Origin of the sequence: Corynebacterium jamesii (genome assembly GCF_046097395.1) — a bacterium.
Classification (GTDB): domain Bacteria; phylum Actinomycetota; class Actinomycetes; order Mycobacteriales; family Mycobacteriaceae; genus Corynebacterium.
Window position 1 is genome coordinate 818,848 of the sequence record NZ_CP175789.1, and the last position, 26,715, is coordinate 845,562.

Consider the following 26,715-nt stretch of genomic DNA (forward strand, 5'->3'; position numbering starts at 1 on the left):
GCTTTTGCAAGTCTGGGTGCATGCCAGATGAAGAGATAGGTGGAGTGCTAGGTGGAGTACTCAGAGTTGATCTCTACATAGGAGTACGAAAGGTCAGTGGTCCATACCGTCGCGCGCCCTTCGCCTACGCCAAGATCCACCTCGACAGCGATGTCCGCACCGGATAGGTCGACCGCCCGCGCACCGGGTGCACCGGTGGAGTTGATGCACACTGGGTGACCATTGAAGGACACGCTGATAGCCTCTGGGTTCATCTTCACCGGTGCCATTCCCACTGCGGCTAGCACGCGGCCCCAGTTCGGATCCGAGCCGAACATTGCACACTTAAAGAGGTTGTCGCGGCCAATGACGCGAGCTGCGGTCTGCGCGTCCACGTCTGTTTCTGCGCCGCCGACGGTGATGGAGACTCTCTTTGTGACGCCCTCAGCATCCGCCTGCAGCTGCATCGCGATATCCGAGCACACCTGGTGGATCGCAGCGTTAAATTCCTCTGCTTCGGGGGTCACTCCGGACGCACCGGAGGCCATAAGCAGCACGGTGTCATTGGTGGAGGTTGCACCGTCGATGTCAATGCAGTCGAAGGTCGTCGGAGTCGCACCCGCCAGTGCCTGCTGGGCCATCTCGGCACTGGGCAGGTGGGCGTCGGTAGTAATGAACACCAGCATCGTCGCCAGTGACGGAGCCATCATCCCCACGCCCTTGCCCATCGCACCGATGGACCAGCCGTCGCCGTGGTAAACAGCTTCCTTGGCCACGAGATCGGTGGTCATGATGGCACGGGCGGCGGCGTTTCCTGACGCAATGGACTGATCCAAATTTCCTGCGAGCTCATCAATGCCCGAGATGATCTTGTCCATCGGTAGCACATCGCCAATAAGTCCCGTGGAACACACGGCAACGTCGCTGGGGTGGCAGCCCAACTCCTCAGCGGCCTTATCCGCCGTGGCACGGGCATCCTTGTCGCCCTGGGCACCGTTGCAGGCATTGGCATTTCCGGAGTTGACGACCACTGCACGGAAGCTGCCATCGTTATGTGCCTTGGTGTAGCGCACGGGAGCTGCCGTGACCTGGTTACGGGTAAACATTGCTGCAGCAATAGTGTCCGGACCGTCATTGCGGATCAGAGCCATATCCGACTTACCGGAAGGCTTAATGCCTGCAGTCACCGCGGCAGCGCTGAAGCCCCGAGGAACAGTCACACCGAGCTCTGCAGAGGTACTCTGCGCCGTGCTGGTGTCTGTGTTTGCTTCTTGTGGGCTATTCATTGTCGGATCACAGTCCCGTCTGCGGAAGACCCGCGGTTTCTTCCCAACCGACCATCAGGTTGAGGCATTGGATAGCAGCACCGGCGGTGCCCTTGGTGAGGTTGTCAATGGCGCTGGTGGCGATGATCATGCCGTCGGCGACTTCCACTTGCAGGTGAACCATGTTGGAGCCCACGACGTTTTTTACCTCCGGCTGCTGGCCAGCGGGCAGCAAGTGCAGGAAGGGTTCATCGGCGCAGAAGTCCTCATAGGCACGGCGGATATCGCTCGCCTGGCCTCGTGCTGGAGCGGTGACTGTGGTGAGAATTCCGCGGGTCAGCGGCGCGAGTACTGGTGTGAAGGTGACATGCACGTCGTCCGAAGAGTGACCAGCAGGAAGGAGTTCCTCCACGCTCTGCTTGATCTCCGGGGCGTGACGGTGGGTTCCCACACCGTAGGCACGGAGGTTCCCCATAGTCTCGGAACCAAGGAGGTTCACTGCCGCCTTCTTGCCTGCACCCGTGGTTCCCGTGACGGAGACAACACTGACCTGCGGAGCCATAAGGCCACTGACAATAGCTGGCATGAGAGCCATCGTCGCGCCGGTCGGGAAGCACCCCGGGGCGGCTACGTAATTCGTTGCCGCAATATCCTCTCGGTGCCCCGGCATCTCCGGAATGCCGTAGGTACGGGAGCCGGCGTGCGGCGTGCCGTAGAAGCGTGCCCAATGATTTGCGTTCTTTAACCGGTAGTCAGCTCCGCAGTCCACGATCTTCATAGATTCCGGCAGGTCGAGGGAGGCAGAAACGCCATGCGGAAGAGCCAGGATTGCAGCATCATGCTCGCGGAGAACATCCTCAGTGGTGGCCTCGAGCACGCGATCCGCCAGTACGGGAAGCCCTGGGTTGAGATCACGGAAGCGCGCGCCGGCATTAGAACCGCCGGTCAGCGCACCAATTTCGAAGTCCATGCCGTAGCCTGGGTGATTAAGGAGGAGGCGAAGCGCTTCGCCACCCGCGTACCCACTGGCGCCTGCTACTGCAATTTTCAACATAGGACGATTCTGCCCTACGTGACCCACAAATGCAAATTATTCAATATTGTGGGAATTATGCAACTATGCGCGGAGCGTGGCTCCCACACGCTCCGCCGCAGCCTGCAGAGCTGCTTCACGGGACTTGCTGGCCTCTTCCTCCGTCAAGGTGCGATCTGCAGCGCGGAAACGCAGGCTGAAAGTCAACGAACGCTTGCCTTCCCCCAAGGACTCGGAGCGATAAACGTCGAAAAGACGAATCTCTTCCAACAGCTCGCCCGCACCAGCCCGAAGAGCATCTTCGACCGCCTGTGCCGGAGTGGACTCATCTACGACAACCGCAATGTCCTGCAGAACGGCCGGGAATGCAGACAGCACCGGACGCGGGAAAGTCTCCTCCAAAGGCAGCGCATCCAGGTTGATCTCCATGGCCACGGTGCGCGGCGGAAGCTCGGCTCGCTCGCACACCTGCGGGTGCAGCTCGCCTGCGTGGCCAACGACCTTGTCGCCCACCAGGATCTCAGCGCAGCGACCCGGGTGCCACGGCAGGTACTCGGCGTTACGCAGAGTAATCTCCACACCGGCAGCGCGGGCGACTACACGGGCAGATTCAATAGCATCCGCAGCAGTGAAAGCTTCCGGCGCACCCCACGTGCCCTGCAGCTGGCGATTACCCGTCGCGACGACGGCAACATGAAGTGGTTGTGCGGGCAGCGAATCCAGCAGCTCGGACAGCTCGGCGTCACTCGGGCGCTGCTTAACAGAAGGCATTGGCGAGAACTGCTCGGCCGACTTCGGAACAGAAACCTGCTCCACGCCGTACAAAGCTGCATCTCGCTGACCACGAGTGACGTTGCGACGCAGCGATTCGATCATCGACGGCAATAGTGTGGTGCCGATCTGCGCGTAATCGCTCTCTAGCGGGTTTTGCACCTTGACCGTCACGCGACGCGGATCATCAGCGGGCAGATCCCATACGTCGAATACATCATTGGCAATGAACGGGCTCGGCAGAATCTCTGCATAACCGGCCCATGCCAAAGCCTTACCCACATTGCGACGCATCCGCTGGCGCGGAGTATAACCGCGACCTGCGGGAGCGGTCGGAACGACAGAAGGAATATCCTCCAGCCCTTCCAGACGCAGCACCTCCTCCACTAGGTCGGCGGGCATCGTCAGGTCAGGACGCCAGCTCGGCGGGGTCACCTCGATCTCGCGGGCACCATTGTCGTCCCGCGAACCGGTCTCACGCACCTCACAGCCCACCTCACGCAGGCGGGAAATAGTGGTGCCGTCGGGATAGATCATGCCCGCAGTCTTACCTGGGCGCGACGTGTGCATAGTGATCGTCGGCATCTCGGGCACTGCACCGAACAGGGTGCGCCCCTCCTCCACCTCGCCGCCGGCAATATTCACCAGCAGTGCAACAGCGAAGTCCAGCGCGTCCTCGATAACCGCCGCATCCGTGCCACGCTCAAACCGACGCGAAGCTTCGGAGGACAGCTTGTGGCGACGGCACGTACGTGCCACCGTGATCTGATTCCAGTGAGCGGCTTCAAACAGCACGTTGGTGGTCTCATCGGAAATCTCGGAGGTCGATCCGCCCATCACGCCAGCCAGGGACTGAATACCGGACTCATCGGCGATCACGACGTCTTCCGGATCCAGGGTGCGCTCCACATCGTCTAACGTGGTGAGCTTCTCCCCCTTCTTTGCCAGGCGAACGTGCAATTCGCCGTTGACCTTATCCGCATCGAAAGCGTGCATCGGCTGGCCAAGTAGGAACATCACGTAGTTCGTCACGTCCGTCGCCGGGTTCACAGGTCGCTGACCACAAAGCATCAGCTCTCGCTGCAGCCACAGCGGAGATTCCGCCTTCGGATCAATTCCCCGCACCTTACGCATGCCAAACTTCGAGCACTTCGTGTCCGCGTCAACCTTCAGCGCCTGAACCTCGCCGCCCGTGCCGGGCAGGCCGGCGAAAAGGTCGTCGCGCATCGCTGCTGCCGCCGGGTCCTGCGCCGGGTCGCGGTATTGCAGGTTAAAGCTCGACGCCAACTCGCGCGCAAGCCCCCTGGCCGAAAGTGCGTATCCGCGGTCTGGGGTGATATTCACATCAAAGATGGTGTCCTGCAGACCCAACAGCCCACGGGCATCGTCGCCTACCTGGAGGTTGGCGCTGGCCAAATCGGCGTCAGAGATAGTCATGATGCCTGCGTTTTGCTGGCTGGCCAGACCAACCTCCATCGCAGAACAGATCATGCCCTCAGAGATTTTGCCGTAGGTCTTACGCGCCGAGATCTCGAAAGGCCCGGGCAGTACCGTGCCGGGCAGGGCGATAACAACGTTGTCGCCCTCGGCGAAGTTCCGAGCGCCACAGATGATGTGCTGCAACTCGCCAGTGCCGTTGGCTTGGCCGACGTTCACATCGCAGTAGCGGATCGGCTTCTTAAACTCGGTGAGCTCCTCAATCTTTTCTACTCGACCGATCACCAGTGGGCCGGTGGTCTCAGGGATCGCCTCGTAGCCCTCGGTCTCAAAGCCGACGCGGACGAAGCCAGCGTCGAATTCCTCGGCGCTCACGCTCCACTGCGGGTTGGAAGTCTGCAGGATTCGGGTCAGCCACGACTGGGAAATAAGCATGATGTTCGAAAGATCCTTATTGGGGCTTTAAATGGGGTGCTCTGAAGAGTGAATATGGGTTAACCGCGGACGCCGAATGGCAGGGTGAAGCGGACGTCGCCCTCCACCATGTCACGCATGTCGGGCAGGCCGTTGCGGAACTGCAGGGTGCGCTCGATGCCCATGCCGAAGGCGAAGCCGGAGTACACTTCCGGGTCTACGCCCGCAGCGATCAAGACGTTGGGGTTGACCATGCCGCAGCCACCCCACTCGATCCAGCCGGCGCCACCCTTCTTATCTGCAAACCACACATCGACCTCGGCGGAAGGCTCGGTGAATGGGAAGTAGTTTGGGCGGATGCGGGTCTTGGCTTCCTCTCCGAACAGAGTCTTAGCCAGGTGATCCAGTGTGCCCTTCAGGTGTGCCATCGTCAGACCCTTATCAACAGCCAGGCCTTCAACCTGGTGGAAGACTGGGGTGTGGGTTGCATCCAGCTCATCGGTACGGAATACGCGTCCCGGGCAAGCAATATAGATAGGAAGATCGCGGGACAGCATCGTACGCATCTGCACCGGAGAGGTATGGGTGCGCAAAACCTGGCCAGATCCCTCTGGGGCAATGTGGAAAGTATCCTGCAGCGTTCGCGCAGGGTGGTCCGGAATGAAGTTCAGGGAGTCGAAGTTGAAGTACTCCGCCTCAACCTCCGGGCCATCCGCGATTTCCCAACCCATGCCGACGAAGATATCGGCGATCTGCTCGGACAGGATGGTGATTGGGTGCTGAGCGCCGCGCTGGCCACGTGTCGTCGGTTCGGTTACATCGATACGCTCGGCGCGCAGGACTTCCTCATTGCGCTTACGCTCGAGCTCTGCCTTGACTTGCCCGAAGCACTTTTCGACGCGACCACGTGCCATGTTGACCATGCGGCCAGCGTCCTTGCGCTGTTCCTTCGGCAGACTGCCCAGGCTTCGGCGGGCTGCGGGGATGGGGGCATCGTCGCCCAGGTGCTCGCGGCGAGCAGCCGCCAGCTCTTCCAGATTTGCAGCGTCGGTGAAAGCCTTCTCAGCTGCGTCGGCGGCAGCGTTAAGGCTCTGCTCCGAGAGCTCTACCTGGGGAGTGTCCGCGGAATCCGTCACTTGTGTGCGCTCCTCTGTCTACGTGCACGGCTTAACCTGGTCAATAATACCCGGCGAGGGCGACCTCGCACCTAGCCGGGGCTATTCGTCTTCCACCCAACCGCTGTACCGGACGCTGTGTCTAGTTTGGTCTAGATAGTTCTAGATAGCTCTAATTAGCTCGAGTTAGCTTTGTGCTTGGGCTCGCGCCGACTCATACATGCAAATGGAAGCGGCGGTGGCCAGGTTCAAGGATTCCGCGCGTCCCCGGATGGGGATGGAAACCCGCAGGTCTGCTTCCGCCAGCAGTTCCTCCCCGAGTCCGTGCGCTTCATTGCCGAACAGCCACGCAGTTGGTTTGGTGAGGATCTCCCCCGCTTCGTCCAGACTTACTTCCCCGTCGGCGGCAGTAGCAACGATCTGTAACCCCTGTGCGCGCAACTGGCCGAGGACATCTTTCACGTTCGTTGAACGGGCCACTGGGACGTGAAACAGCGATCCCGCGGAGGCGCGCGCAGCTTTGCACGACTGCGGATCAGCAGTCTCCCCGGCGAACACCACGGCATCCGCACCCATGGCATCGGCCACTCGGATGAGAGTTCCGGCATTGCCGGGGTCGTTCGTTTCCACGGGAACGCTCACCAACCTTGGCTGCGGCGTCAATGCCTTAGCGACAGACCACAAAACCGGCTTACACACGGCGAACAAACCCGTGGTCGTGGCGGTATCAGCCAAATGCTTGGCGGCCTTGTCGTTGATGTAGTGAACGTAGACATTGAGGTATCCGGCGGTACGAATGATCGGCTCGAAACGCTCGGCCGCCGCCATAGTCACAAACACATCCGTGGCGCTGCCGGTAGCAATGGCCGCCTCGACGCTATTTTCCCCTTCCACGAGGAAAACCCCCGCCTTCTTGCGCGCAGCCGCACGGTGAAGCTTGGCTGCGTTGACCACACGGGGGGTTCGTTCAGTAAAAATTTCCTGTGCATCCTGCGGGCTCATATCCCACAGCTTAGGGCACCTACTCTTCAAAGAGACGTTGGGTTGCCTCTTCCGTCGTGGTCACACCATTTTCTACATGGGTCTTGGTGACGGTTCCGCCCCGCCCCTCTTGGCCCAATTCGATGAGGTAGTGACCATCGACGCGGAGCTGACCGTCCTCAACGACCGCAGTCATGGGCTCCCCCTGGTTCCCCGGCACTCCGCCCATTTTCATGTCCAGGGATCCCAGCGGGAAGGTGGCCTTCGTGCGCCCCTCGTCAACCTCAGCCTTCTCGAGGTCTGCGGTGACCGACATACCACCCTTTCCAGCTGTAAAGCGCCATATTGCATCCAGCGTAAAGTTCAGCCCCGCCACGAATGCGCCACGGTCGTCCGTGTTCATTTCATCGACTCCCGCAAAGTAGTGACGCATGTTGTAGATCTTGTCGGCCGTTTCAAAGACCTGATCCTTTTCTTCATCACTCAATTCCGCGTAGTGCTCCACGGAATCGACTCGCTTCAGCAGGTTCTTCTCTTCGTCGGGCAGCTCTTCTATAGCCTGCACAAGGGAGGAATCCGTAGTGTTTTTCAGACAGTCGTCGATAGCCTTCGCCGCTTGTTCGGCGAAGTCTTCCTTGGACATGTCCGCATAAGAAAGATCTTCGCCCGCGCCATTTTCGTTGGTAGCAGTATCCCCTTCGTGCGCTTTCTCCGAGGCTTTCTCGACTGCCTGCTCGGCATCCTCGTTTGTGCTCATATTGCAGGCGGTAACGGATCCGGCGAGAGAAAGAGCAAGCAGTACTGCTGCAGATCGTCGTGTGTACGCATTCATTGTGGGGTTATCTCCTCAGGAAACACTGGCGAAACGAAGGGATAGCTTTTACCTCAATCTATCGGGAATCCGTCGGTCAAGAAGTCCCAAATGCGCAAAAGACCCCCCACCCTGGAAAAACCAGGATGAGGGGTGAACTAAGCCTTCCGGCTAGCTTTTAGGACGCAGCCGGTGCGTTAACGTCCTCCGGCAGGGCAGCCTTAGCAGCCTCACACAGAGCGGTGAAAGCGTCGAAATCGTTGACGGCCAGCTCGGCAAGGTTCTTGCGGTCAACCTCGATCTCAGCCAGGCGCAGGCCCTGGATCAGACGGTTGTAGGTCATGCCGTTCTGGCGTGCGCCAGCGTTGATGCGCTGGATCCACAGCTTACGGAACTCGTTCTTGCGAGCCTTGCGGTCGCGGAACTCGTAAGTCTTGGAGTGGAGCATCTGCTCCTTTGCCTTGCGGTACAGACGAGAGCGCTGACCACGGTAGCCCTTAGCGGACTTCAGTACTTCGCGACGCTTCTTCTTGGCGTTCACTGAGCGCTTGACACGTGCCACGGTGATACTTCCTTTTCTTTAAATTGTGCACGCCTCACAAAAGCACTATCGGAAGTGCGGTTATTACTCGATGAGGCGGTGAGGTGAATAGGGGTGGAAAGGTGGGCTTTCGCTATGCCTTGCCCAGCAGACGCTTCATGCGCTTGACGTCAGCCGGAGCGACGTCCTCGGTACCCTTCAGGCGACGAGTGCGCTTGGAGGGCTTGCCCTCCAGCAGGTGGCGGCGGTTAGCCTGCTCGCGACGCAGCTTGCCAGAGCCGGTGATCTTGATGCGCTTTGCGGCGCCCTTGTGAGTCTTCTGCTTCATTGGTGAAAAACCTCTAACAACTAGTTCTGTTACTACTTCTTGCCCTTGCGGATCGGGCCCAGCACCATGGTCATGTTGCGACCATCCTGTTTCGCACGAGTCTCAACTACGCCGTACTCTTCGACGTCGTTGGCCAGGCGCTCCAGCAGGCGGAACCCGAGTTCCGGTCGAGACTGCTCACGCCCGCGGAACATGATCGTGACCTTGACCTTCGAGCCCTTCTCCAGGAAACGAATAACGTTGCCCTTCTTGGTCTCGTAGTCGTGGTCGTCGATCTTCGGACGGAACTTCTGTTCCTTCACCACGGTCTGCTGCTGGTTCTTACGAGCTTCACGAGCCTTCTGGGCCTGCTCGTACTTGAACTTGCCGAAGTCCATGATCTTCGCCACGGGTGGCTTGGCGTTCGGTGCAACCTCTACAAGGTCGAGGTCAGCTTCATAGGCCAGCTTTCGCGCATCGTCTGTCTTGACGATACCGACCTGTTCGCCGCCTGGACCGACGAGTCGGACCTCAGGGACTCGAATACGGTCGTTGATGCGAGCTTCTGCGCTAATGTGAACTCCTCAGTAGCAGTTTGGTTAATGTCTTACCGACCCCTGCAGTACTGAAGATCCCCTGTGTTCCCCCACTATCACAACCACAGAAGCACCAGCGGGAACATATCCACACTTCCGTGCATTGCACTTCCGGATTTTCAGAACCCATCCGTGCCTGTGGCCACGACCCGAGCCCAACCTCTAAGGCGGTCTCTAGGTGGGAGAAGGAACCTCCACTTGCAGCCCGTTTCCAATTCCTTGGAGCAATGCGTTTCAAACAAACTGCCTGAAACAAAATGTCCCAAATGAACGGAACGAGACGGTAGTACCTGGAAGTATAACAAGTAACCAATAGAACACAAAACGCCCTGTCCGTTCCGATCTCTAGGAGCGGGAGCTGGCCAAAGAAAAGCGACCTTTATGACATGAATGATTTTAAGAACAATCAGGATAGAAGGCACTCGAACGGGTCTAGTTCCGACAATAACCCATCCGATCTGGTGCAGCGCATCGAGGATGTTGCGCAAACGCATGCGAAGATCCAGGCACAGCTGTTCGCTCTTCTGCGCGAGGTTGCTGTTAATCAGCAGAAGCTAGCGACGCCACAGGCCGCTGCCGCCCCTCAACCCAAACATGCCACGCAAGTTCCCTCTCCGCAGGCACGGCTCTCCTCCCCGGTACAGCCTCAACGCACACAGCCACCACAGAACACGCAACCGCCACAACGGATCCAACCGCCGCAGCGAACACAGCCACGCCAGCAGGTGCAGCCACCACGACCTATGCCGACGCAGCCGCCCCGCCCGACACGTCCGGTGGCGGCAACCCCATCAATGCAATCTCCCCGGCCACAGCAGGGACCTCCTCAGCAGAGCAAGCCGGAGCGTCAGCAACCTCAACGAGGGCAAGCTCAACCGCAGGGGCAACAACCGCAGAGACAACAACCGCACCCTCAACCACGTCCCGCTCCCCAACCGGTTGCTGTCAATAGGCTAAAGCAGTGGTGGGAAAAGGAGGATCTGGTTACTCGCCTGCTAGCGATTATCGGCGGTTCGATCACCGTCGTGGGTCTTACCTTCCTGGCTCTGCTGGCCTATGCTTCTGGCGTTCTAAGCCCAGAAGCCGCCGTCGTCCTCGCTGCTGTCCTCTGTGGAGGCCTGGCACTTGCTTCTACCATGATCCACCGGCGACAGCCGGACGGAGTCGGCGCATCGGCACTGCTTGTCGTTGCCACGCTGGGTGGCTTAGCTGATCTGTGGGTTTCGGTGTTCCAACTGGATTGGTTCGGTGAAGCGCTCGGCAGTGTCCTGACAGTGGTCATATGCGCAGCTGCCTTGGGGCTTGCGTATACGTGGAAGAAGGAGGTTCTGGCGGTCATCATCACCGCCTTTGCCCCACTTTTCATCGTTCCAATAGCCGCTGGCTTCCTTTCGATGTTCCCCGCCGACCAAATGACACAGCGGGAGATCCACAATGGCTACTTCGCGGGTAGCCTCTTGGCTGCCGCTATCTGCGGCTTTGCTGCTCGCTGGGGACGGCCATGGTTCAAGCTACAAATCACCGCGACGATCACATACATGGCCGCGCTGTTCATGAGTGCCCCATTCGTCCTCACAACGTTCCTGCTTGGCGTGGTTGGATTCACCCTGATTGCGATCATCAGCTTCGTACCACCGTGGGCTACGCGCCAGCTTCACATCAGTAGTGTCCTTGCCGTCGTAGTGGTTCCTGCTCTTATCCTTAGCAGCCACGATTCCTGGGGAAGCATTGCTTTTATCTCGGTGGTAACTCTTTTTGCCTACGTCATCGCGCGCTTCAACGGGGCCATCTACAAAGTCGACTCCCATTACACGGCAAACGCTCCACTGCCTCCGACCGTGGCTACGTCCTTCCTGTTTTCGATCGCCGCGGGAACGCTGCCGATCATCTTTGTCTTCAGGTTCTTCCGTTGGCAAAAACTCTCCGCGCTTAGCTATGGAGACCTTGAGGGTGTCCAGTTTCTGAACTACTCGACCGTAGCAATCGCCGTGGCCTTGCTGCTGTATTCCGCTGCAATTGTATGGGGACTGCCGCGGATACATAAGGTCGTGGCCTGGATCTCATTGGTCTGCTCGTTCTTGGTGGTGTTCACCTATGCCCCGCAAAGCTGGGTTGAGGCAGACAACATGCGCATCCCGGACTCCGCGATTGTGCTCGTCACCAGCCTGACGCTCTCCGTGGCTTTGGCTTACCGGCATAAGTACCTCTTGGATTCGGGTCTACAGGGCATTGCCGGTCGGGAAGCCCCCGGTGCGACGGTCAATCCCGAATTGATTCTTATGTGTATCGGCGGAGTCACACTCGTCTTGGCTTCGTCGGCGGTTCCCGCGGTTGCAATGGCCATCTCGGCTACAAAGCTGTCGTTCATGATCGCCCATGTTTTTATCTCCGTCAGCTGGATGTTGGGTGCGGTATATCTGCTGTACCGCAACAACTCGAAGCTGGGATTGATCCTGGCAATCATCGCCACCGGAAAGCTCGTGTTCTATGACCTCTCCGTTCTGGGTGGATTGGTGCAGGCGCTGGCGTTCCTGATCTGCGGCATGGTACTGCTCATTGCGGCGGTTACGCGCGAAAAGCCGAACAAGAGCAATGGCATTACAAACATCCAAACGAACGCTCAGGTGCCCGCTACGCATATGGAACCCGCGGCCCCGACGGGTTCCCCTGTTTCGCCCCATGCTCAGCAGCCCCAACAGCCCCAGCGTCCGGCACAGCCACAGCGTCCGGCACAACCTCAGCAGCCCCAGCAGCCACAGCGTCCGGCACAGCCTCAGCAGCCAAGTCCTGGATCAGAGCATCGGCCGTAGATAACGGCCTGTATGGGAGGCCTCCACCGTTGCAACCTGCTCCGGGGTACCCTCGGCAACAACGGTGCCGCCGCCCGAACCGCCCTCCGGCCCCATGTCCACAATCCAATCGGCGGCTTTAATAACGTCCAGGTTGTGCTCGATGATGAACACGCTGTTGCCCTTGTCCACGAGGCCCTGGATCACCAGCATCAGCTTGCGAATGTCCTCGAAATGCAGGCCGGTCGTCGGCTCGTCCAAGATGTACACAGTGCGCCCGTTGGAACGCTTCTGCAGCTCCGCGGCCAGCTTCACGCGCTGCGCCTCACCGCCAGACAAGGTGGTTGCTGCCTGCCCCAGGCGCACATACCCCAGTCCAACATCCACCAGCGTGTTCAGGTAGCGCGAAATGGAGGTCACAGGTTCAAAGAACTCCGCAGCCTCAGAGATCGGCATATCCAGCACCTCGGCGATGGACTTGCCCTTGTAGTGGACCTCCAGTGTCTCGCGGTTGTAGCGGGCGCCTTCGCACACTTCGCAGGGTACGTACACGTCGGGCAGGAAGTTCATCTCGATCTTCAGCGTGCCATCGCCATGGCAGGCCTCACAGCGTCCGCCCTTCACGTTGAAGGAGAATCGTCCCGGACCATAGCCGCGGACCTTCGCCTCCGTCGTCTCGGCGAACAGCTTGCGGATCTTGTCGAACACGCCCGTGTACGTGGCCGGGTTGGATCGCGGTGTGCGCCCGATCGGGCTTTGATCCACCTGCACCAACTTGTCAAGATGCTCCGTGCCCGTGATCTTCTTGTGGTGGCCGGGCACCTGGCGTGCCTTGTTCAGGGTATTGCTCAACGACTTAGCCACAATGCCGTTAATCAGGGAGGACTTACCGGAGCCGGATACGCCGGTAATCAGCGTCAATACTCCCAACGGCAGGGTGACGTCCACGTTCTTCAGGTTGTTTTCCTGGGCGCCGTGTACCGTCAGCACCCTGTCCTTATCGATCGGGCGGCGCTTCTCCGGCACAGCCAAAACCCTTTCACCGGACAGGTATTGGCCGGTCAGGGAATCCTTCGCGTCGAGGATCCCCTCCGGCTCGCCCTGGTAGACAATCTCACCGCCGTACTCGCCAGCTCGCGGGCCAATATCCACCAGCCAGTCGGCGGTGCGGATCGTATCCTCATCGTGCTCCACCACGATCAAGGTGTTCCCCAGATCCCGCAGATGCTGCAGTGTACGGATCAGACGTTCATTGTCGCGCTGGTGCAAGCCAATCGATGGCTCATCCAGCACGTACAGCACACCCGCCAAGCCCGAACCAATCTGTGTCGCCAAACGGATACGCTGCGCCTCGCCACCAGACAGCGTGCCCGCGGAGCGGGACATCGACAGGTAGTTCAATCCGACGTCCAAAAGGAACTTCAGGCGCGCCTGGATCTCCCGTAGAACCGCCCCGGCGATCATCTCCTCGCGCTTGGTGAGAGACAGGTTGTCCAGGAAACTACTGGCGTCGGCAATAGAAAGATCAGACACCTCGGCGATGGACAGTTCCCGATCCCCCGCAGCGATGGTTACGGCAAGAACCTCCGGCTTCAAGCGAGTGCCCTTACATGTCGGGCATGCAACCTCGCGCATGTAGCTGCGGTAGCGTTCCTTCGACCAGTCGGAATCGGTCTGGTCGAGCTTGCGCTTAAGGAAAGGCATCACGCCTTCGAAAGGCGCGTTGTAGTTGCGGGAGCGACCGTAACGATTGCGATAGCTCACCTTGATCTGAGTCTTGTGGCCATTCAGGAGGGCCTTGCGGTGGGCCGCCGAGAGCTCACTCCACGGGGACTTAGGATCAAAGCCCATCGCCTCGCCCAGCGCAGTCACAAGTTTGGTGAAGTACTTACTGTTCGGACTCGAAGCCCACGGTGCAATCGCGTTAATGACCGGCGCATCCTCGTCCGGGATCACCAGCTTCTCGTCAACCTCCAGGCGCGTGCCCAAGCCGTCACAGGCGGGGCAGGCACCGTAGGGAGAGTTGAACGAGAACGTGCGCGGTTCGAGCTCTTCCAGCTGCACCGCATGGCCGTTGGGGCACGCCATCTTCTCGGAAAAGCGTCGCACGCGGTTCGGGTCGTCCTCTTGCAGACCGACGAACTCGAGTGCCACAATGCCGTCGGCCAGCTTCAGCGCAGTTTCGATCGAGTCGGTCAGACGCTGCTTTTGGGAATCCTTAACCTGCAGGCGGTCAACCACCACGTCGATGTCGTGCTTTACCTGCTTCTCCAGAGTCGGGGGATCCGACAGCTGGTACACAGCCCCGTCGACGCGCACGCGGGAATAACCCTGTGCGGAAAGATCCTCGAAAAGGTCCACGAACTCGCCCTTGCGGGTACGCACCACGGGCGCAAGTACCTGGAATTTCAGCCCCTGTTCCATCGCGAGGATCTGATCCACGATCTCTTGGGGAGTTTGGCGCTGGATCACCTCGCCGCACTCCGGACAGTGCGGGGTACCAGTGCGGGCATAAAGCAGTCGCAGGTAGTCGAAGATTTCCGTCACCGTGCCCACTGTCGAACGCGGGTTGCGGTTTGTGGACTTTTGGTCGATGGACACTGCTGGAGACAGCCCCTCGATGAGTTCCACATCGGGCTTGTCCATCCGCCCCAGGAACATGCGCGCATAGGAGCTGAGGGATTCGACATATCGGCGCTGACCTTCTGCGAAGATCGTGTCGAAGGCCAGGGAGGATTTGCCCGATCCAGATAGCCCTGTGAACACGATCATCTTGTCGCGGGGAAGATCGATATCCACACCCTTGAGGTTGTGTTCGCTAGCACCACGGACAATCAGCTGATCGGCCACTATTCACTCCTTGCTTCTTTGTCCAACAACCCTGCTAGTCTACGCCATCGGCCAGACAACGTTAGTCTGTTGATATGCAGAAGGTCACTGAGTTTAGCCATCTTTCCGCACCGCGGGACGTGCAGGTTTTGAGTTCTGACGCCCATACGTATGCCGTTACCACCGTGGGCTCTATGGACAACAATTGTTGGTTGCTGTGCCGGGACGGCGAGGCGCTGCTGGTGGATGCCGCCGATGATGCAGAACACCTGCTGGGTCTGGCCGAACGGCTGGGTGTGCGCATCACCGATGTGCTCACTACTCACCAGCATGCAGACCACACTCGCGCGCTGGCAGGCGTCCTAAAGGCGACAGGCGCCCGCCACCACGGGCCGCGCCTGGATGCCGAAGCGCTGCCCGTGGCGCCGGATCGGGTGTACGGAAACGACGAAGGTTCCCGGGAACCACTGGATCTGGCTGGTGCACAGCTGCCGGAGCTCGGCTTGCAGGTAGTCGAGCTACGGGGCCACACCCCGGGCGGCTTGGCAGTGCTGGATCTGGCCGACGGGCGCGTGCCACGAGCGTGGGTGGGTGACAGTGTTTTCCCCGGTGGCGTCGGAAAAACAAACAATCCCGAGCAATTCCAGCAGCTCCTGGGCGACGTGCGCGACAGGATCTTCAACCTCCCGGAGGACACTCGCATTCACCCTGGTCACGGCGACTCCACTACCGTCGGAGCAGAAAAGGGCAAACTTGCGGAATGGGCCGCACGGGGTTGGTAGCAAGCGGTGTACTTCCACTCGGGACGTGGTCACTTCCGGTAACCTGGATGAGTGATCGAGCACGACTAAAATTAGTCAAGGGTCGTGCCACCAACGATTGAGGAGTGTGTAGACCCAAATGTTCCGTACCCTTGCCCGCCCTTTGCTGGCATCCGCTTTTGCCGTCGACGGTGCTCAGATGCTGCTGAACAGCAACGAGTACGCCGAGGACGCAAAGGCCATCAACGGCACCCTGCGTTCCGTTCTGCCGCAGGATAAGGCCGGCCTGATTCCAGACGATGCTGAATCCACCGTTCGCATCGTTGGCACCACCAAGGTTGTAGCTTCTGCCCTGCTGGCAACGGGTAAGGCTCCGCGCCTGGCCGCCGCCACCCTGGCTGCGGTACAAATCCCGACGGCTCTGTCCCGCCACGCATTTTGGAACGCCACCAATGGTGCAGAGCGCAAGGAAGAGATCCGTGGCCTGGTTACCGACCTGGCTCTGCTGGGAGGCCTCGTCATCACTTCCGCAGACACCGCTGGAAAGCCGGGTCTGAAGTGGCGCGCACAGCAGGCAATGCCGGGTAAGTCCGAGCAGCAGAAGATGCTGGAGAACGCTCAGACCCAGTCCAAGGCTTTTGCCGCTAACGCTTCCGACCAGGCACAGGGCTTCTTTGCCAAGACGAAGGAAGTTGCCGGTCAGGTGCAGGAGAAGGTTGCCGACTATGTAGACGAGCACCAGGACGAGTGGAAGGAAACTGCCGAGAACCTGCGCGAGCGCGCAGCTGACTTCGGCGACCAGGCTTCCGATTACGCACAGACCGCAGCTGCCAAGGCGCAGGGCGCGTGGGATGACTTCGACTCCGAGGCTCTGAAGAAGGATCTTCAGAAGGCTACCAAGAAGTCGCGCAAGCGTGCGCAGAAGGCACAGAAGCAGGCTCAGAAGCGCGCCAAGAAGGCACAAAAGCGCCTGCAGAAGTAGCCCTTTTCTCCCCTCCTGCCGGTCTGGGTAGTGGGGAAAGAAAAAGAACCCCTGCCCAGGGGTTCTTTTTTTATGCTTGTTTCCTAGAGTTCTGGCTGGGGTTCTGGCCGTGGCGCTTCTAGCGTGGACCGAAGTTCTGCATCAGGAAGTTGGCGATAATGCCGAGCGCTGCACGAGCTCCCATCACGAACAACAGGCAAAAGAGTATGATGGCTTGCTCTACCCCTTTAGACGCCTGCAACACACGCAGACCACCGACCTAGATAGAAGGGAACCCGCAACCACCTTGGCGCCCAATAACGACATCGCCGCCGAGCAGAACTACCTCGACGATCTCCTCTCCCGGGTAGATAACGCCCGCCAGAGATTGGAACAACGCCTCAAGGCCGTCCGCCTTGAAGCCGATATCGACGACCCGCAGGGACTCATGGTTCGCGACCGCGAGGCAAGGGACATTGCCCAACGCCTCGATTCCTATTCCGCTGCAGAAGTTGGTCTGATGTTCGGACGTATCGACGTCGAAGACCCGGAGGCGGAAAATCCCGCGCCTGGAAACGAAAAGCTGGATCGCCGCTATATCGGGCGCATCGGGTTGCACGATGACGACGAGCAGATGCGTACCCTGCTTATGGACTGGCGTGCTCCCCTAGCTCGCCCCTTCTATCTGGCCACCACCCTGCACCCCGACGGGGTACATACGCGACGACATATCACCACTCGTGGCCGCACAGTACGCAGCGTGGCAGACGAACAGCTTTCCAATACGCAAAACCCCGCTGATTCTGCGGGGGCGGGAGCGCGAGGCGGCGTCGCCAAAGAAGAGGCGCTGCTCGACGCAGTCAACAGAGCGCGCACCCCATATATGCAGGACATCGTCGAGACGATCGCGGCGGAGCAGGATAAGATCATCCGCGCCGAACACCGCGGAGTAACTGTCGTGCAAGGCGCACCGGGCACTGGCAAGACGGCCGTCGCACTGCACCGCGCGGCATACCTGCTGTACACATGGCGTGAGCAACTAAGCAACACTGGCGTGCTGATCATCGGGCCAAACGACCGCTTCCTTTCCTATATCTCGCAGGTGCTTCCGTCTTTGGGCGAAACCGGCGTGGTGCTCGCGACTCCCGGCACCCTTCTGCCGAACCTAAAAACCGTGCCGGAGACGAACCTGCTGGCGCGCGAAGTGAAAGGCTCGGGGGAAATGCTGACGATCCTTTCCGACGCCATCAAGGCGTATCAAACCGTGCCGGACACCGACATCGAGCTCAGCATCGACGGACTCAACGTGCAGCTGACACCAAAGATGGTGCGCTCAGCCCGCACTCGTGCGCGCCGCAGCCGGAAGCCACACAACCACGCGCGGGCGGCCTTCCTAGACCACGGGCTCAACGCCCTGGCGGAGGCTTTGGGAGAAAACATTGGTGCCGACCCGCTTGGTGGCGCGAACCTGCTGGGTAAGGGGGACATTGCCACCCTGCGTGAGGAGCTCGGCGCAGACCCTGCGATCGTGGACGCGCTGGGGCAATTCTGGCCTGAACTGCACCCCACCGAGGTCTTGGAGCGGCTCTATGCAAACCCTGCCGCCATCGCCGTCGACTACGACGAGGACACTTGGCGCGGTCTTTCCGCACACCCCAGCGGTGAATGGACTGACGCCGACGCGCCGCTCATTGACGAACTCATCGACTTGCTTGGCTATGTTTCCGACGAGGAGTCCGCGGCCGAGGAACGTGAACAATGGCTGGAGAAGATCGCGGAGGCGCAGGAGGCTCTCGACATTCTTACCGGCTCGGCTAGCCAAGACCTCGACGATGGCTTCGCGCCCGAGGTGCTGATGGCCTACGACGTCATCGACGCGGAAACGCTCGCCGCCCGTCAGCGGGTACGCGATCAGCGCACTACTGCCGAACGTGCTGCAGCTGATAGCCGTTGGGCCTTCGGGCATGTGATCGTGGACGAAGCCCAGGAGCTAAGCCACATGGCCTGGAGGATGGTTTTCCGCCGCTCGCCGAACAAGTGGATGACGTTGGTCGGTGACCCAGCGCAGACGGGCAACCCCGGTGGGGTGGATAGCTGGTCGGAGGCACTCTCGCCCTTCGTGGCTGACCGTTGGCAACTGCACCAGTTGACGGTGAACTATCGCACACCGAAAGACATTGCGGATCTTGCCGCACCATTGTTGCAGCAGATTGATCCCGCCCAACCTGCCCCCGTAGCGCTGCGAGAATCCGGGACGGGCGTGCGCTATGTAGTTCCCACGGATGAGATGCCACTGTCGGAGGGAGTGCGGGAGGCCATCGCGCAAGCCCGTGAACTGACGGGCGAAGAGGGACAGATCGGTGTCATTGCCGCTGCCCCGGACGCCTTGCGGTCGGCGATAGCCGAGCTGTTAGAGGCCACCGGCGCGGAAGTGGTGCTGGTCGATACAGCATCTGCGAAAGGGCTGGAATTCGACGAGGTTGTGCTGATCGAGCCGGCGGACATTGTGGAGGCTTCCCCCCAAGGGCTCAACGATCTCTACGTAGCAATGACCCGTGCCACTCAGGGGCTTACAGTCGTGCACACGCGCCCGTTGCCGTGGTGCTAGATTAAAGGCCTAGTCTTTCATCCCTACGGTGTGAACGATCATCACGTCGCATTCCGCCTGGCGCGCAGCGTCGGCAGGCACACTTCCCAGTAGTCGGCCTGTCAGGGAATTGATCCCACGGTTTCCGACCACGAGCAGATCGGCTCCCTCGCTCTTCACGATGCTCATCAAAGCCTCGACGGGGTCGCCTTCCTTTAGCACCGCACGGATCTTTGCCGCCCCTGCGTCCTCAGCTTCTTTTCGTGCGGACGCCAACACCTCAGACGCAGACATTTCACCTTCCACTGCGGTGGTCTGCTTTGCCGCGGTATCCGCATGCTCCCCCACATACGCGCTGGCCAGAACCAGTTCTGCATTCATTGCTGCGGCCACGCCTGCGGCGCGTCGCACTGCTAGAAAAGAAGATTCTGACCCATCGGTTCCGACCACGACTGTGTTGTACATAGCCCCAATCTTACAACCCAGCGTCGATCATGCCCCGAAGTTCCTTTTTTAGGTCTGCAATTTCATCGCGCAGGCGACCAGCAAGTTCAAACTTCAGCTCCTTGGCCGCGGATTTCATCTGTTCGGTCATCTCTTGGATGAGCTTTTCTAGCTGTGGACGTGCCATTGGCTCATCGGTGGAGCCGCGTACCAGCGCCCAATCTGCTTCGGGCGATTCGCCCTTGCCACCGGAGGTTGTATCGGCGTCATTTCCTGCTTCTGCCTCAAGCTCCGCAACCTGATCCAAAATATCGGCGATCTTCTTGCGCAAGGGTTGCGGGTCAATTCCGTGCTCCTTGTTGTAGGCGATCTGCTTGGCACGGCGGCGCTCCGTTTCGTCGATGGCGTACTGCATGGAGTCAGTGACCTTGTCCGCGTACATGATGACTTCGCCCGAGACGTTGCGGGCTGCGCGACCGATGGTCTGGATCAGGGATCGTTCGGATCGCAGGAAGCCCTCCTTGTCCGCATCCAAAATAGCGACCAGCGATACTTCTGGCAGGTCAAGCCCCTCACGCAGCAGGTTGATACCGACCAGTACGTCGAATTCGCCGAGGCGTAGCTGGCGCAGCAGCTCCACGCGCTTGAGCGTGTCGATATCCGAGTGCATGTAGCGCACCTTTACACCATGTTCCAGCAGGTAGTCGGTTAGGTCCTCTGCCATTCGCTTGGTCAGGGTGGTCACCAGCACACGCTCGTTCTTCTCGGTTCGCTGACGGATCTGCTCAATCAGATCGTCGATCTGGCCTTCGGTTGGACGCACCTCTACCTTCGGATCCACGAGGCCAGTCGGACGAATGACCTGCTCCACATATTCGCCTTGGGCGGCGGCAATCTCGTAATCGCCGGGGGTCGCGGACATATAGACGCACTGGCCTTTACGATCGTCGAACTCCTCCCATGTCAATGGCCTGTTATCCAGGGCACTAGGAAGGCGGAATCCGTGCTCCACCAGGTTGCGTTTGCGGGACATGTCGCCTTCGAACATGCCGCCGATCTGTGGGACGGTCACGTGTGACTCATCGATGATGGTGAGGAAGTCCTCCGGGAAGTAGTCGATTAGCGTAGCGGGCGCAGACCCTGCCGCGCGTCCGTCAATGTGGCGGGAGTAGTTTTCGATACCGCTGGTGAAGCCCACCTGTTGGATCATCTCCAGGTCGTACTCGGTGCGCATGCGCAGGCGCTGAGCCTCCAACAACTTGCCGCGGTTTTCCAACTCCTCCAGCCGCTGCGCCAGCTCTTCCTTAATCGCCTGCATAGCCTTTTCCATGCGTTCCGGACCCGCCACATAGTGAGTGGCTGGGAAAATGCGCAGTTCGTCAACCTGGCGAATCACGTCTCCCGTCAAGGGATGGATGTAGTACAGCGCATCAATGTCATCTCCGAAAAACTCCACACGAACTGCCAGTTCCTCGTAGGCGGGGATGATGTCTACCGTGTCGCCCTTGACGCGGAAGGTGCCGCGGGTAAAGGCGACGTCGTTGCGGGAGTATTGGATATCCACCAGCAGGCGCAGGAACCGATCGCGTTCGACCTCCTCGTCGACCTTCAAGACCACCGAGCGGTCCAGGTAAGACTGCGGGGTGCCGAGGCCGTAGATGCAGGAGACCGAGGACACAACCACCACGTCCCGGCGCGATAGCAGCGCGGAGGTCGCGGAGTGACGGAGCCGCTCCACGTCTTCGTTAATGGAGGAATCCTTTTCGATGTACGTATCCGTCTGCGCGATATACGCCTCTGGTTGGTAGTAGTCGTAGTAGGAAACGAAGTATTCCACTGCATTGTTTGGCAAGAGGCTCCGCAGTTCGTTGGCCAACTGTGCCGCCAAGGTCTTGTTTGGCGCCATCACTAGGGTGGGGCGCTGTTCCTTCTCAATCAGCCACGCCGCGGTCGCGGACTTACCGGTACCGGTGGCGCCCATCAGCACCACGTCGCGCTCGCCTCTGTTTAACCGCTGGTGCAGTTCCTCGATAGCCTTCGGCTGATCGCCAGCGGGTTGATAGTCGCTGATGACTTCGAACTTCGCATTCGAGCGTTCGACCTCCCCTACGGGACGGAACTCGGAGTACGACAATTCGGGACGTTCTGCTGCAAAGGCCATGCGCACCAGTCTACGTGTCGCCCAGGACAGCACTCACTACCTCGCTCCCTTTGCCCAGCGCATCTACCCTTGCCACTCTAAGGTAATTCACATGAATCTCTCTTCCCGTGCGCGCTTTTCTTCCCTCGCTTCTTTCCTCACCGTCACTCTCTTTGCGGCGCCTCTTGTCGCACCGTCTGTCGCCCCCGCTGTAACCCCTACTGCCATAGCTACGCCTGCCATTCCACCGATCGTTGTCGGTCCCGCGCCGATCGGCCCCAACACCGTCGTTATTCCTGGCGATCTGTTGCCGGTGGGCCCCAGCGGGGCTCGCACTGCCCGCACTGTTGATGACGCCTACTCCGCAGCTGCCATAGCCGCTCAGTACATGAATAAGGATCCTCGCCCGGCGCTCGCTAGACTCTCCCCAGCTCGACGTACCGAGATCAAGCACATCCTGAGGGTATTGGAAGCTCCCGTCCAAAAGCCTGGAAAGTCCACCAGTCCGCGCGCAACCGTGGTTGTCCTCGGTAATGGTCTGAACCCGGACGGTTCTGTACACCCGAACCTACAGCGCCGCCTGGAGGTAGCCCGGGACTACGCCCTAAAGCACCCCGCCAGCCCTATTATCACCTCGGGTGGAAAGACCGAACATGGCCATGTCGAGGCCCAAGCGATGAAGAATTGGCTGGTCAAGGCTGGCATTTCCCCACAGCGCATTCATGTGGAAGGCAACTCCTGGTCCACCATTAGCAACGCATGGCACAGCGCGAAGGTGTTCGCTCGCATGAACAAGCATGCCACCAGCGCTCCCCGCAGTACGGCGTTGCCTCGCCAGCTGGTCATCGCGACCACCGATAGCCACCTGCACCGAGGTGTAAGTGACTACCGCATCGCTTTCGGCCCCCGTACCACCGTTTATGGCCTGGCGTCGAAGTCCGACCCGGTGCAGCAGCGGAACCTAGCCAAGGAACGCATGTCCCGCTACCGCGACGCGGTGGGATTGTATATCTTCCCGGAGACAGTCGTAGCCGACGGCCTTCCGCCGATCTTCGGAGCTGGTATCCCCCGCTTCTGGTAGGTTTTACAGCCCGTCCCAGAAGCCATCGACCTGAGTCAGCAGGTCTTCCAAACTGCCGGAGTTGTCCAACACCGTATCTGCAGCACCTAGGCGAGTCTCCCGATCGATCTGAGCGGCGATGCGGCGCCGGGCGTCGTCCTCATCCAAACCGCGGTGCTGAACGAGGCGTTCGATGCGCAGCTCATCGGGAGCATCCACCACCAGTACATGATCGACCTTATTCACCTCACCATTCTCAATGAGCAAGGGCATGTCGTAGACCAATACTTCCGCACCCGATTCCCTGCCCTGTTTGAATAGCTCCTCCGTGCGCGCACGAATACGCGGATGGGTGATCGCGTTGAGCTTCTTTGTGGCTTCCGGGGTAGCAAAAGCCTGGCGAGCCAACTCAGCACGGTTCAGCGTTCCATTGGGGTTTAACACCCCATCAAACGCCTCCGCCAGCTCAGCCAAAGCTGGCTGACCTGGTTCGACGATCTCGCGCGCCACCAGGTCGGCGTCAACAATAAAAGCACCGAGCTCCGCCAACCGCGACGAGACGGTTGACTTGCCCGATCCGATTCCACCAGTTAGCCCAATTGTGATCATGAGGCCATGCTAGCGGCTACAGGGAACCGGAAATGGTGTTCCCGGCCAAACGGCACTGGTAGTAGCTGGCGGCGAGGTTGCCGAAATCGACGCGCAAAGCATTGGCCTTGTAGATATCCTGCTCCGCGACGGCGGCATCCCACTTCTTACGCACCTCGTCGATCTGCTGATTCAGGTTCTGGCATGTCTTCGGCATTCGCGAGGAGCTGCCGGAGCTGCCCGTCGCAGGCACCTCGACGGTGGGAAGCGGCTGGAGGGTCTCAGGTGCAGTGCCAGAGTCCGCAGCACCAGCGAGTCCCGCTGCAGTGGAAAGGGATAGGCAGGTAGCGGCGACGATGGAAGCGATGCGAGAGGATTTTGCCATATGGGTGAATATAGCGAAGCTCCCCAGGCGGTGCAGCACAACATGTGTAAACATTAGCTTCATGAAGAACACATTCAGCGCCCGTCGCTCCCTCGCAGCTACCCTCTCCACCGGCACAATCCTCGCCACCGCATCCGTGGTGACCGCCCTTTCCACAGGTCACGCCGCCGCAGACCCATGCTGGACCTACACCCCCACCATGAGCGATGGCCTGGCAGCTAGCAGCACCGGTTCCCTGGCAGGCAGCCTGGGTCAACCGCAATGGCTCACCGGTAAGCCCGAAGGAATGCCAAAGGTCACCGGCAACACCGAGGCACTGCATATGCTCACGGGGCGCTTTGGGCCAGATCGCACCGACAAGACCGGGCTTAGCTCCACCGACCTGGGCATCATGTGGGATTCCGGAGACGGACGCGTGCTCGCCGCCTTCGGCGACTCCTTCCGCTGCGGGGCCGGTAACAATGGCTGGCACTCCAATGCGCTGTACGAAACGGACGACATGGACCCCTCTAACGGGATCTACCTGACCGGCCCTGCCACTGGAAGTCGCTCCGAGGAGTTCCTCCCCGCATCGCTGAAGATCGACGGGGTGGAGAAAACCATTATTCCTACCGCCGGCATTGAGGTTAACGGTGCACAGTATGTGGACTTCATGTCCGTCCGCGACTGGGGTCGCCCAGGACAGTGGCGCACCAACTACGCCGCGACCGCGAAGTCCACTGATGGCGGCAAGACCTTCTCTGTGATCCGCGATTCCTACCGCAGTAGTTCCGTGGCCTCTGGGGATAGCCGCTTGCCAGACTTCCCCGCTCACTCCCCCGGCGCCGATAACTTCCAGATGACGGCCTTTGCTAAGCCTCCTCAAGACACGGCTGCCGAGGACGGCTATGTGTACGTCTATGGAACGCCTTCGGGACGCTCCGGCCAGGCTCGGTTGGCGCGCATCAGCGAAGCGGAGTTCCCCAACTTCAGCTCTGCAGAATTCTGGGATGGCCAAGGATGGACCACTCGAATGGACGCGGCGAAAACTGTGCTGGACGGGCGAGTTTCCGAACTATCGGTGCAGTACAACAAGCACCTCGGCAAGTGGTTGGCTCTGTACGAAACCACCCAGGGCATGGTACTGCGGCAGGCCGATAGACCAGAAGGACCCTGGAGCAGCGAGAAAACACTGATCTCCAGGGCCCAGGTGCCGGATATCTACGGCGGTTTCATGTACCCGCACCAGACTGACGGGAACCTGTACTGGGTAGCCACGTCGTGGAATAGCTACAACGCGGTGGTGTACAAGACCGATCTGGCGAAGGTCTTCTAGCGCTGCGAGAGCGCTAGGGCACTAGCGCGCTAGCGCTCGATGATGGCGACGATGCCCTGACCACCTGCAGCGCAGATGGAGACCAGGGTGCGGCCACCGCCGTTTTGCTCCAGCACCTTCGCAGCGGTAGCGATGATGCGGCCGCCGGTAGCGGCGAACGGGTGGCCAGCTGCCAGGGAGGAGCCCTTGACGTTCAGCTTCTCGCGGTCGATAGCGCCCAGAGCGCCGTCCAGCCCCAGACGCTCGCGGCAGTACTCGTCGGACTCCCATGCCTTCAGTGTGGCGCAGGTCTGGGAAGCGAAAGCCTCGTGAATCTCGTAGAAGTCGAAATCCTGCAGGGTGAGGTTGTTGCGCTTCAGCAGGCGAGCCACCGCGTAGGTCGGGGACATCAGCAGGCCATCCGGGGTCATGCCATCGCGACCGTTGATGAAGTCAACGGAAGCGATCTCGGAATCGACCAGGTAAGCCTTCACCGGGAGGTTGTGCCCTGCAGCCCATTCCTCGGAGGAGATCAGGACTGCGGAAGCGCCGTCGGTCAGCGGGGTGGAGTTACCGGCGGTCATGGTGGCCTTGGTGCCGTGCTGCTCAGCATCCTTCTTGCCAAAGACCGGCTTCAGCTTAGCCAGCTTCTCGACGTTGGAGTCCGGGCGCAGGTTGGTATCGCGCTGCACGCCCAGGAACGGGGTGATGAGATCCTCGAAGAAGCCCTCCTCGTAGGCCTTAGCCAACTTCTGGTGGGATTCTGCCGCCAGCTGATCCTGCTCCTCGCGGGTCAGGCCGAACTCGCGGGCGGTGATGGCCGCGTGGTCACCCATGGACAGTCCGGTGCGGGGCTCGCCGTTGTTCGGCTGCTCCGGGGCCAGCTGGGAGGGGCGGATCTGGCCGACCAGCTTCAGGCGGTCGGTGGTGGTCTTCGCGTTGTTCAGCTTGATCAGGGTCTTGCGCAGCTGATCGTTAACAGCCAGAGGTGCGTCGGAGGTGGTGTCTACGCCGCCGCCGATGCCGGACTCGATGCGGCCGAGGGCGATTGCGTCGGCAACCTGAACCAGGGCAGCCAGGCCGGTGCCGCAGGCCATCTGCAGGTCGAAGGCCGGGGTGGTGGAGGACAATGCGGAGCCGAGGACGGTCTCGCGGGTCAGGTTGAAGTCGCGGGAGTGCTTCAGCACGGCGCCGGCGACAACCTGGCCCAGCTCCTCGCCCTGCAGGCCATAGCGTGCGACCAGGCCATCGATGGCGGCGGTCAGCATGTCTTGGTTAGACGCGTTCGCGTACTCCTTGTTGGAACGTGCGAACGGGATGCGGTTGCCGCCCAGGATGGCGACCTTGCGGGGTGCTCCGTTAGTCATATTTTTGTGTCACTCCATCGAAGAATGTGAATTGAAAGAACGTTTTCCTACACGGTGTGCTCGATCACACCGTATGGTTATACATGAGAACATACATTGTCACGGCTATGCACGTGTACGTATTGCCGACAAGACTTGTATATTTCGCGCTCACTTGCCGCACATTGCGATGAGGAAGCGTAAATCTCCACGTAGTCTTCAACCACATACTTCTATCGACATGAGGAGTTTAAGCTAGTGCCTGAAAACCAGGATGCATA

At 59.9% G+C, this 26,715-nt stretch carries 21 protein-coding genes; 6 read left to right on the forward strand and 15 right to left on the reverse strand.

Going from position 1 to position 26,715, the window contains the following annotated elements:
• Nucleotides 1-47: 47 nt before the first annotated feature.
• From argJ to infC, 9 genes are all read right to left on the reverse strand, one after another.
• Entirely contained in the window at nt 48-1,265 is a 1,218-nt protein-coding gene (argJ, locus tag ACKFRT_RS03765) for a bifunctional glutamate N-acetyltransferase/amino-acid acetyltransferase ArgJ (RefSeq protein WP_408925793.1), read from the reverse strand.
• A 7-nt stretch (nt 1,266-1,272) separates the two neighbouring features.
• Nucleotides 1,273-2,298 (reverse strand): N-acetyl-gamma-glutamyl-phosphate reductase, encoded by a 1,026-nt coding sequence (gene argC / locus ACKFRT_RS03770; protein ID WP_408925794.1) that lies wholly within the window; start codon nt 2,296-2,298, stop codon nt 1,273-1,275.
• A 63-nt stretch (nt 2,299-2,361) separates the two neighbouring features.
• Nucleotides 2,362-4,920: a phenylalanine--tRNA ligase subunit beta gene (pheT, locus tag ACKFRT_RS03775; RefSeq protein ID WP_408925795.1), complete on the reverse strand. Its 2,559-nt coding sequence runs from the start codon at nt 4,918-4,920 to the stop codon at nt 2,362-2,364.
• Between the two features lie 59 nt (nt 4,921-4,979).
• Nucleotides 4,980-6,035 (reverse strand): phenylalanine--tRNA ligase subunit alpha, encoded by a 1,056-nt coding sequence (pheS, locus tag ACKFRT_RS03780; protein ID WP_293791966.1) that lies wholly within the window; start codon nt 6,033-6,035, stop codon nt 4,980-4,982.
• Nucleotides 6,036-6,200: 165 nt separating this feature from the next.
• Nucleotides 6,201-7,016 carry a TrmH family RNA methyltransferase gene (locus ACKFRT_RS03785; protein ID WP_408925796.1) on the reverse strand — a complete coding sequence of 272 codons (816 nt, stop codon included), beginning with the start codon at nt 7,014-7,016 and terminating at the stop codon, nt 6,201-6,203.
• Nucleotides 7,017-7,035: 19 nt separating this feature from the next.
• A complete protein-coding gene (locus ACKFRT_RS03790; protein ID WP_408925797.1) occupies nt 7,036-7,752 on the reverse strand; it encodes a hypothetical protein in 717 nt (238 codons plus the stop codon).
• Nucleotides 7,753-7,984: 232 nt separating this feature from the next.
• Complete coding sequence (rplT, locus tag ACKFRT_RS03795) at nt 7,985-8,368, reverse strand: 50S ribosomal protein L20 (RefSeq protein ID WP_011273437.1); 384 nt, start codon at nt 8,366-8,368, stop codon at nt 7,985-7,987.
• Nucleotides 8,369-8,480: 112 nt separating this feature from the next.
• Nucleotides 8,481-8,675, reverse strand: a complete 195-nt coding sequence (rpmI, locus tag ACKFRT_RS03800; RefSeq protein ID WP_269955193.1) for a 50S ribosomal protein L35 — start codon at nt 8,673-8,675, stop codon at nt 8,481-8,483.
• Nucleotides 8,676-8,707: 32 nt separating this feature from the next.
• Nucleotides 8,708-9,229, reverse strand: coding sequence for a translation initiation factor IF-3 (gene infC, locus ACKFRT_RS03805; RefSeq protein WP_080716109.1), 522 nt, complete (start codon nt 9,227-9,229; stop codon nt 8,708-8,710).
• Between the two features lie 407 nt (nt 9,230-9,636).
• Here infC and ACKFRT_RS03810 point away from each other — a divergent pair, with 407 nt between their 5' ends.
• The gene (locus ACKFRT_RS03810) at nt 9,637-12,060 is read left to right on the forward strand and encodes a hypothetical protein (protein WP_408925798.1); all 2,424 of its coding nucleotides are present in this window, start codon (nt 9,637-9,639) and stop codon (nt 12,058-12,060) included.
• Here the strand turns inward: ACKFRT_RS03810 and uvrA are convergent.
• Nucleotides 12,043-14,889, reverse strand: coding sequence for an excinuclease ABC subunit UvrA (gene uvrA / locus ACKFRT_RS03815; protein ID WP_408925799.1), 2,847 nt, complete (start codon nt 14,887-14,889; stop codon nt 12,043-12,045). The genes ACKFRT_RS03810 and uvrA overlap by 18 nt on opposite strands.
• Before the next feature lie 74 nt (nt 14,890-14,963).
• Here uvrA and ACKFRT_RS03820 point away from each other — a divergent pair, with 74 nt between their 5' ends.
• From ACKFRT_RS03820 to ACKFRT_RS03830, 3 genes are all read left to right on the forward strand, one after another.
• Entirely contained in the window at nt 14,964-15,650 is a 687-nt protein-coding gene (locus ACKFRT_RS03820) for an MBL fold metallo-hydrolase (protein WP_408925800.1), read from the forward strand.
• A 118-nt stretch (nt 15,651-15,768) separates the two neighbouring features.
• A complete protein-coding gene (locus ACKFRT_RS03825) occupies nt 15,769-16,611 on the forward strand; it encodes a DoxX family protein (RefSeq protein WP_293791977.1) in 843 nt (280 codons plus the stop codon).
• Between the two features lie 286 nt (nt 16,612-16,897).
• Nucleotides 16,898-19,198, forward strand: a complete 2,301-nt coding sequence (locus ACKFRT_RS03830; RefSeq protein ID WP_408925801.1) for a HelD family protein — start codon at nt 16,898-16,900, stop codon at nt 19,196-19,198.
• A 9-nt stretch (nt 19,199-19,207) separates the two neighbouring features.
• Here ACKFRT_RS03830 and ACKFRT_RS03835 read toward each other — a convergent pair whose 3' ends face one another.
• Both ACKFRT_RS03835 and uvrB read right to left on the reverse strand, forming a co-directional pair.
• Nucleotides 19,208-19,642 (reverse strand): universal stress protein, encoded by a 435-nt coding sequence (locus tag ACKFRT_RS03835; RefSeq protein ID WP_293791982.1) that lies wholly within the window; start codon nt 19,640-19,642, stop codon nt 19,208-19,210.
• A 10-nt stretch (nt 19,643-19,652) separates the two neighbouring features.
• Nucleotides 19,653-21,782: an excinuclease ABC subunit UvrB gene (gene uvrB / locus ACKFRT_RS03840; protein WP_408925802.1), complete on the reverse strand. Its 2,130-nt coding sequence runs from the start codon at nt 21,780-21,782 to the stop codon at nt 19,653-19,655.
• A 91-nt stretch (nt 21,783-21,873) separates the two neighbouring features.
• Here uvrB and ACKFRT_RS03845 point away from each other — a divergent pair, with 91 nt between their 5' ends.
• A complete protein-coding gene (locus tag ACKFRT_RS03845; RefSeq protein WP_408925803.1) occupies nt 21,874-22,842 on the forward strand; it encodes a YdcF family protein in 969 nt (322 codons plus the stop codon).
• Between the two features lie 3 nt (nt 22,843-22,845).
• On the opposite strand, the gene coaE is transcribed toward ACKFRT_RS03845, so the two are convergent.
• Entirely contained in the window at nt 22,846-23,430 is a 585-nt protein-coding gene (gene coaE / locus ACKFRT_RS03850; RefSeq protein ID WP_408925804.1) for a dephospho-CoA kinase, read from the reverse strand.
• Between the two features lie 16 nt (nt 23,431-23,446).
• Complete coding sequence (locus tag ACKFRT_RS03855; protein WP_408925805.1) at nt 23,447-23,794, reverse strand: hypothetical protein; 348 nt, start codon at nt 23,792-23,794, stop codon at nt 23,447-23,449.
• Between the two features lie 61 nt (nt 23,795-23,855).
• Between ACKFRT_RS03855 and ACKFRT_RS03860 the strand changes: the two genes are divergently transcribed.
• Complete coding sequence (locus ACKFRT_RS03860) at nt 23,856-25,109, forward strand: DUF4185 domain-containing protein (protein ID WP_408925806.1); 1,254 nt, start codon at nt 23,856-23,858, stop codon at nt 25,107-25,109.
• Between the two features lie 29 nt (nt 25,110-25,138).
• On the opposite strand, the gene ACKFRT_RS03865 is transcribed toward ACKFRT_RS03860, so the two are convergent.
• A complete protein-coding gene (locus ACKFRT_RS03865) occupies nt 25,139-26,455 on the reverse strand; it encodes an acetyl-CoA C-acetyltransferase (protein ID WP_408925807.1) in 1,317 nt (438 codons plus the stop codon).
• Between the last annotated feature and the right edge of the window lie 260 nt (nt 26,456-26,715).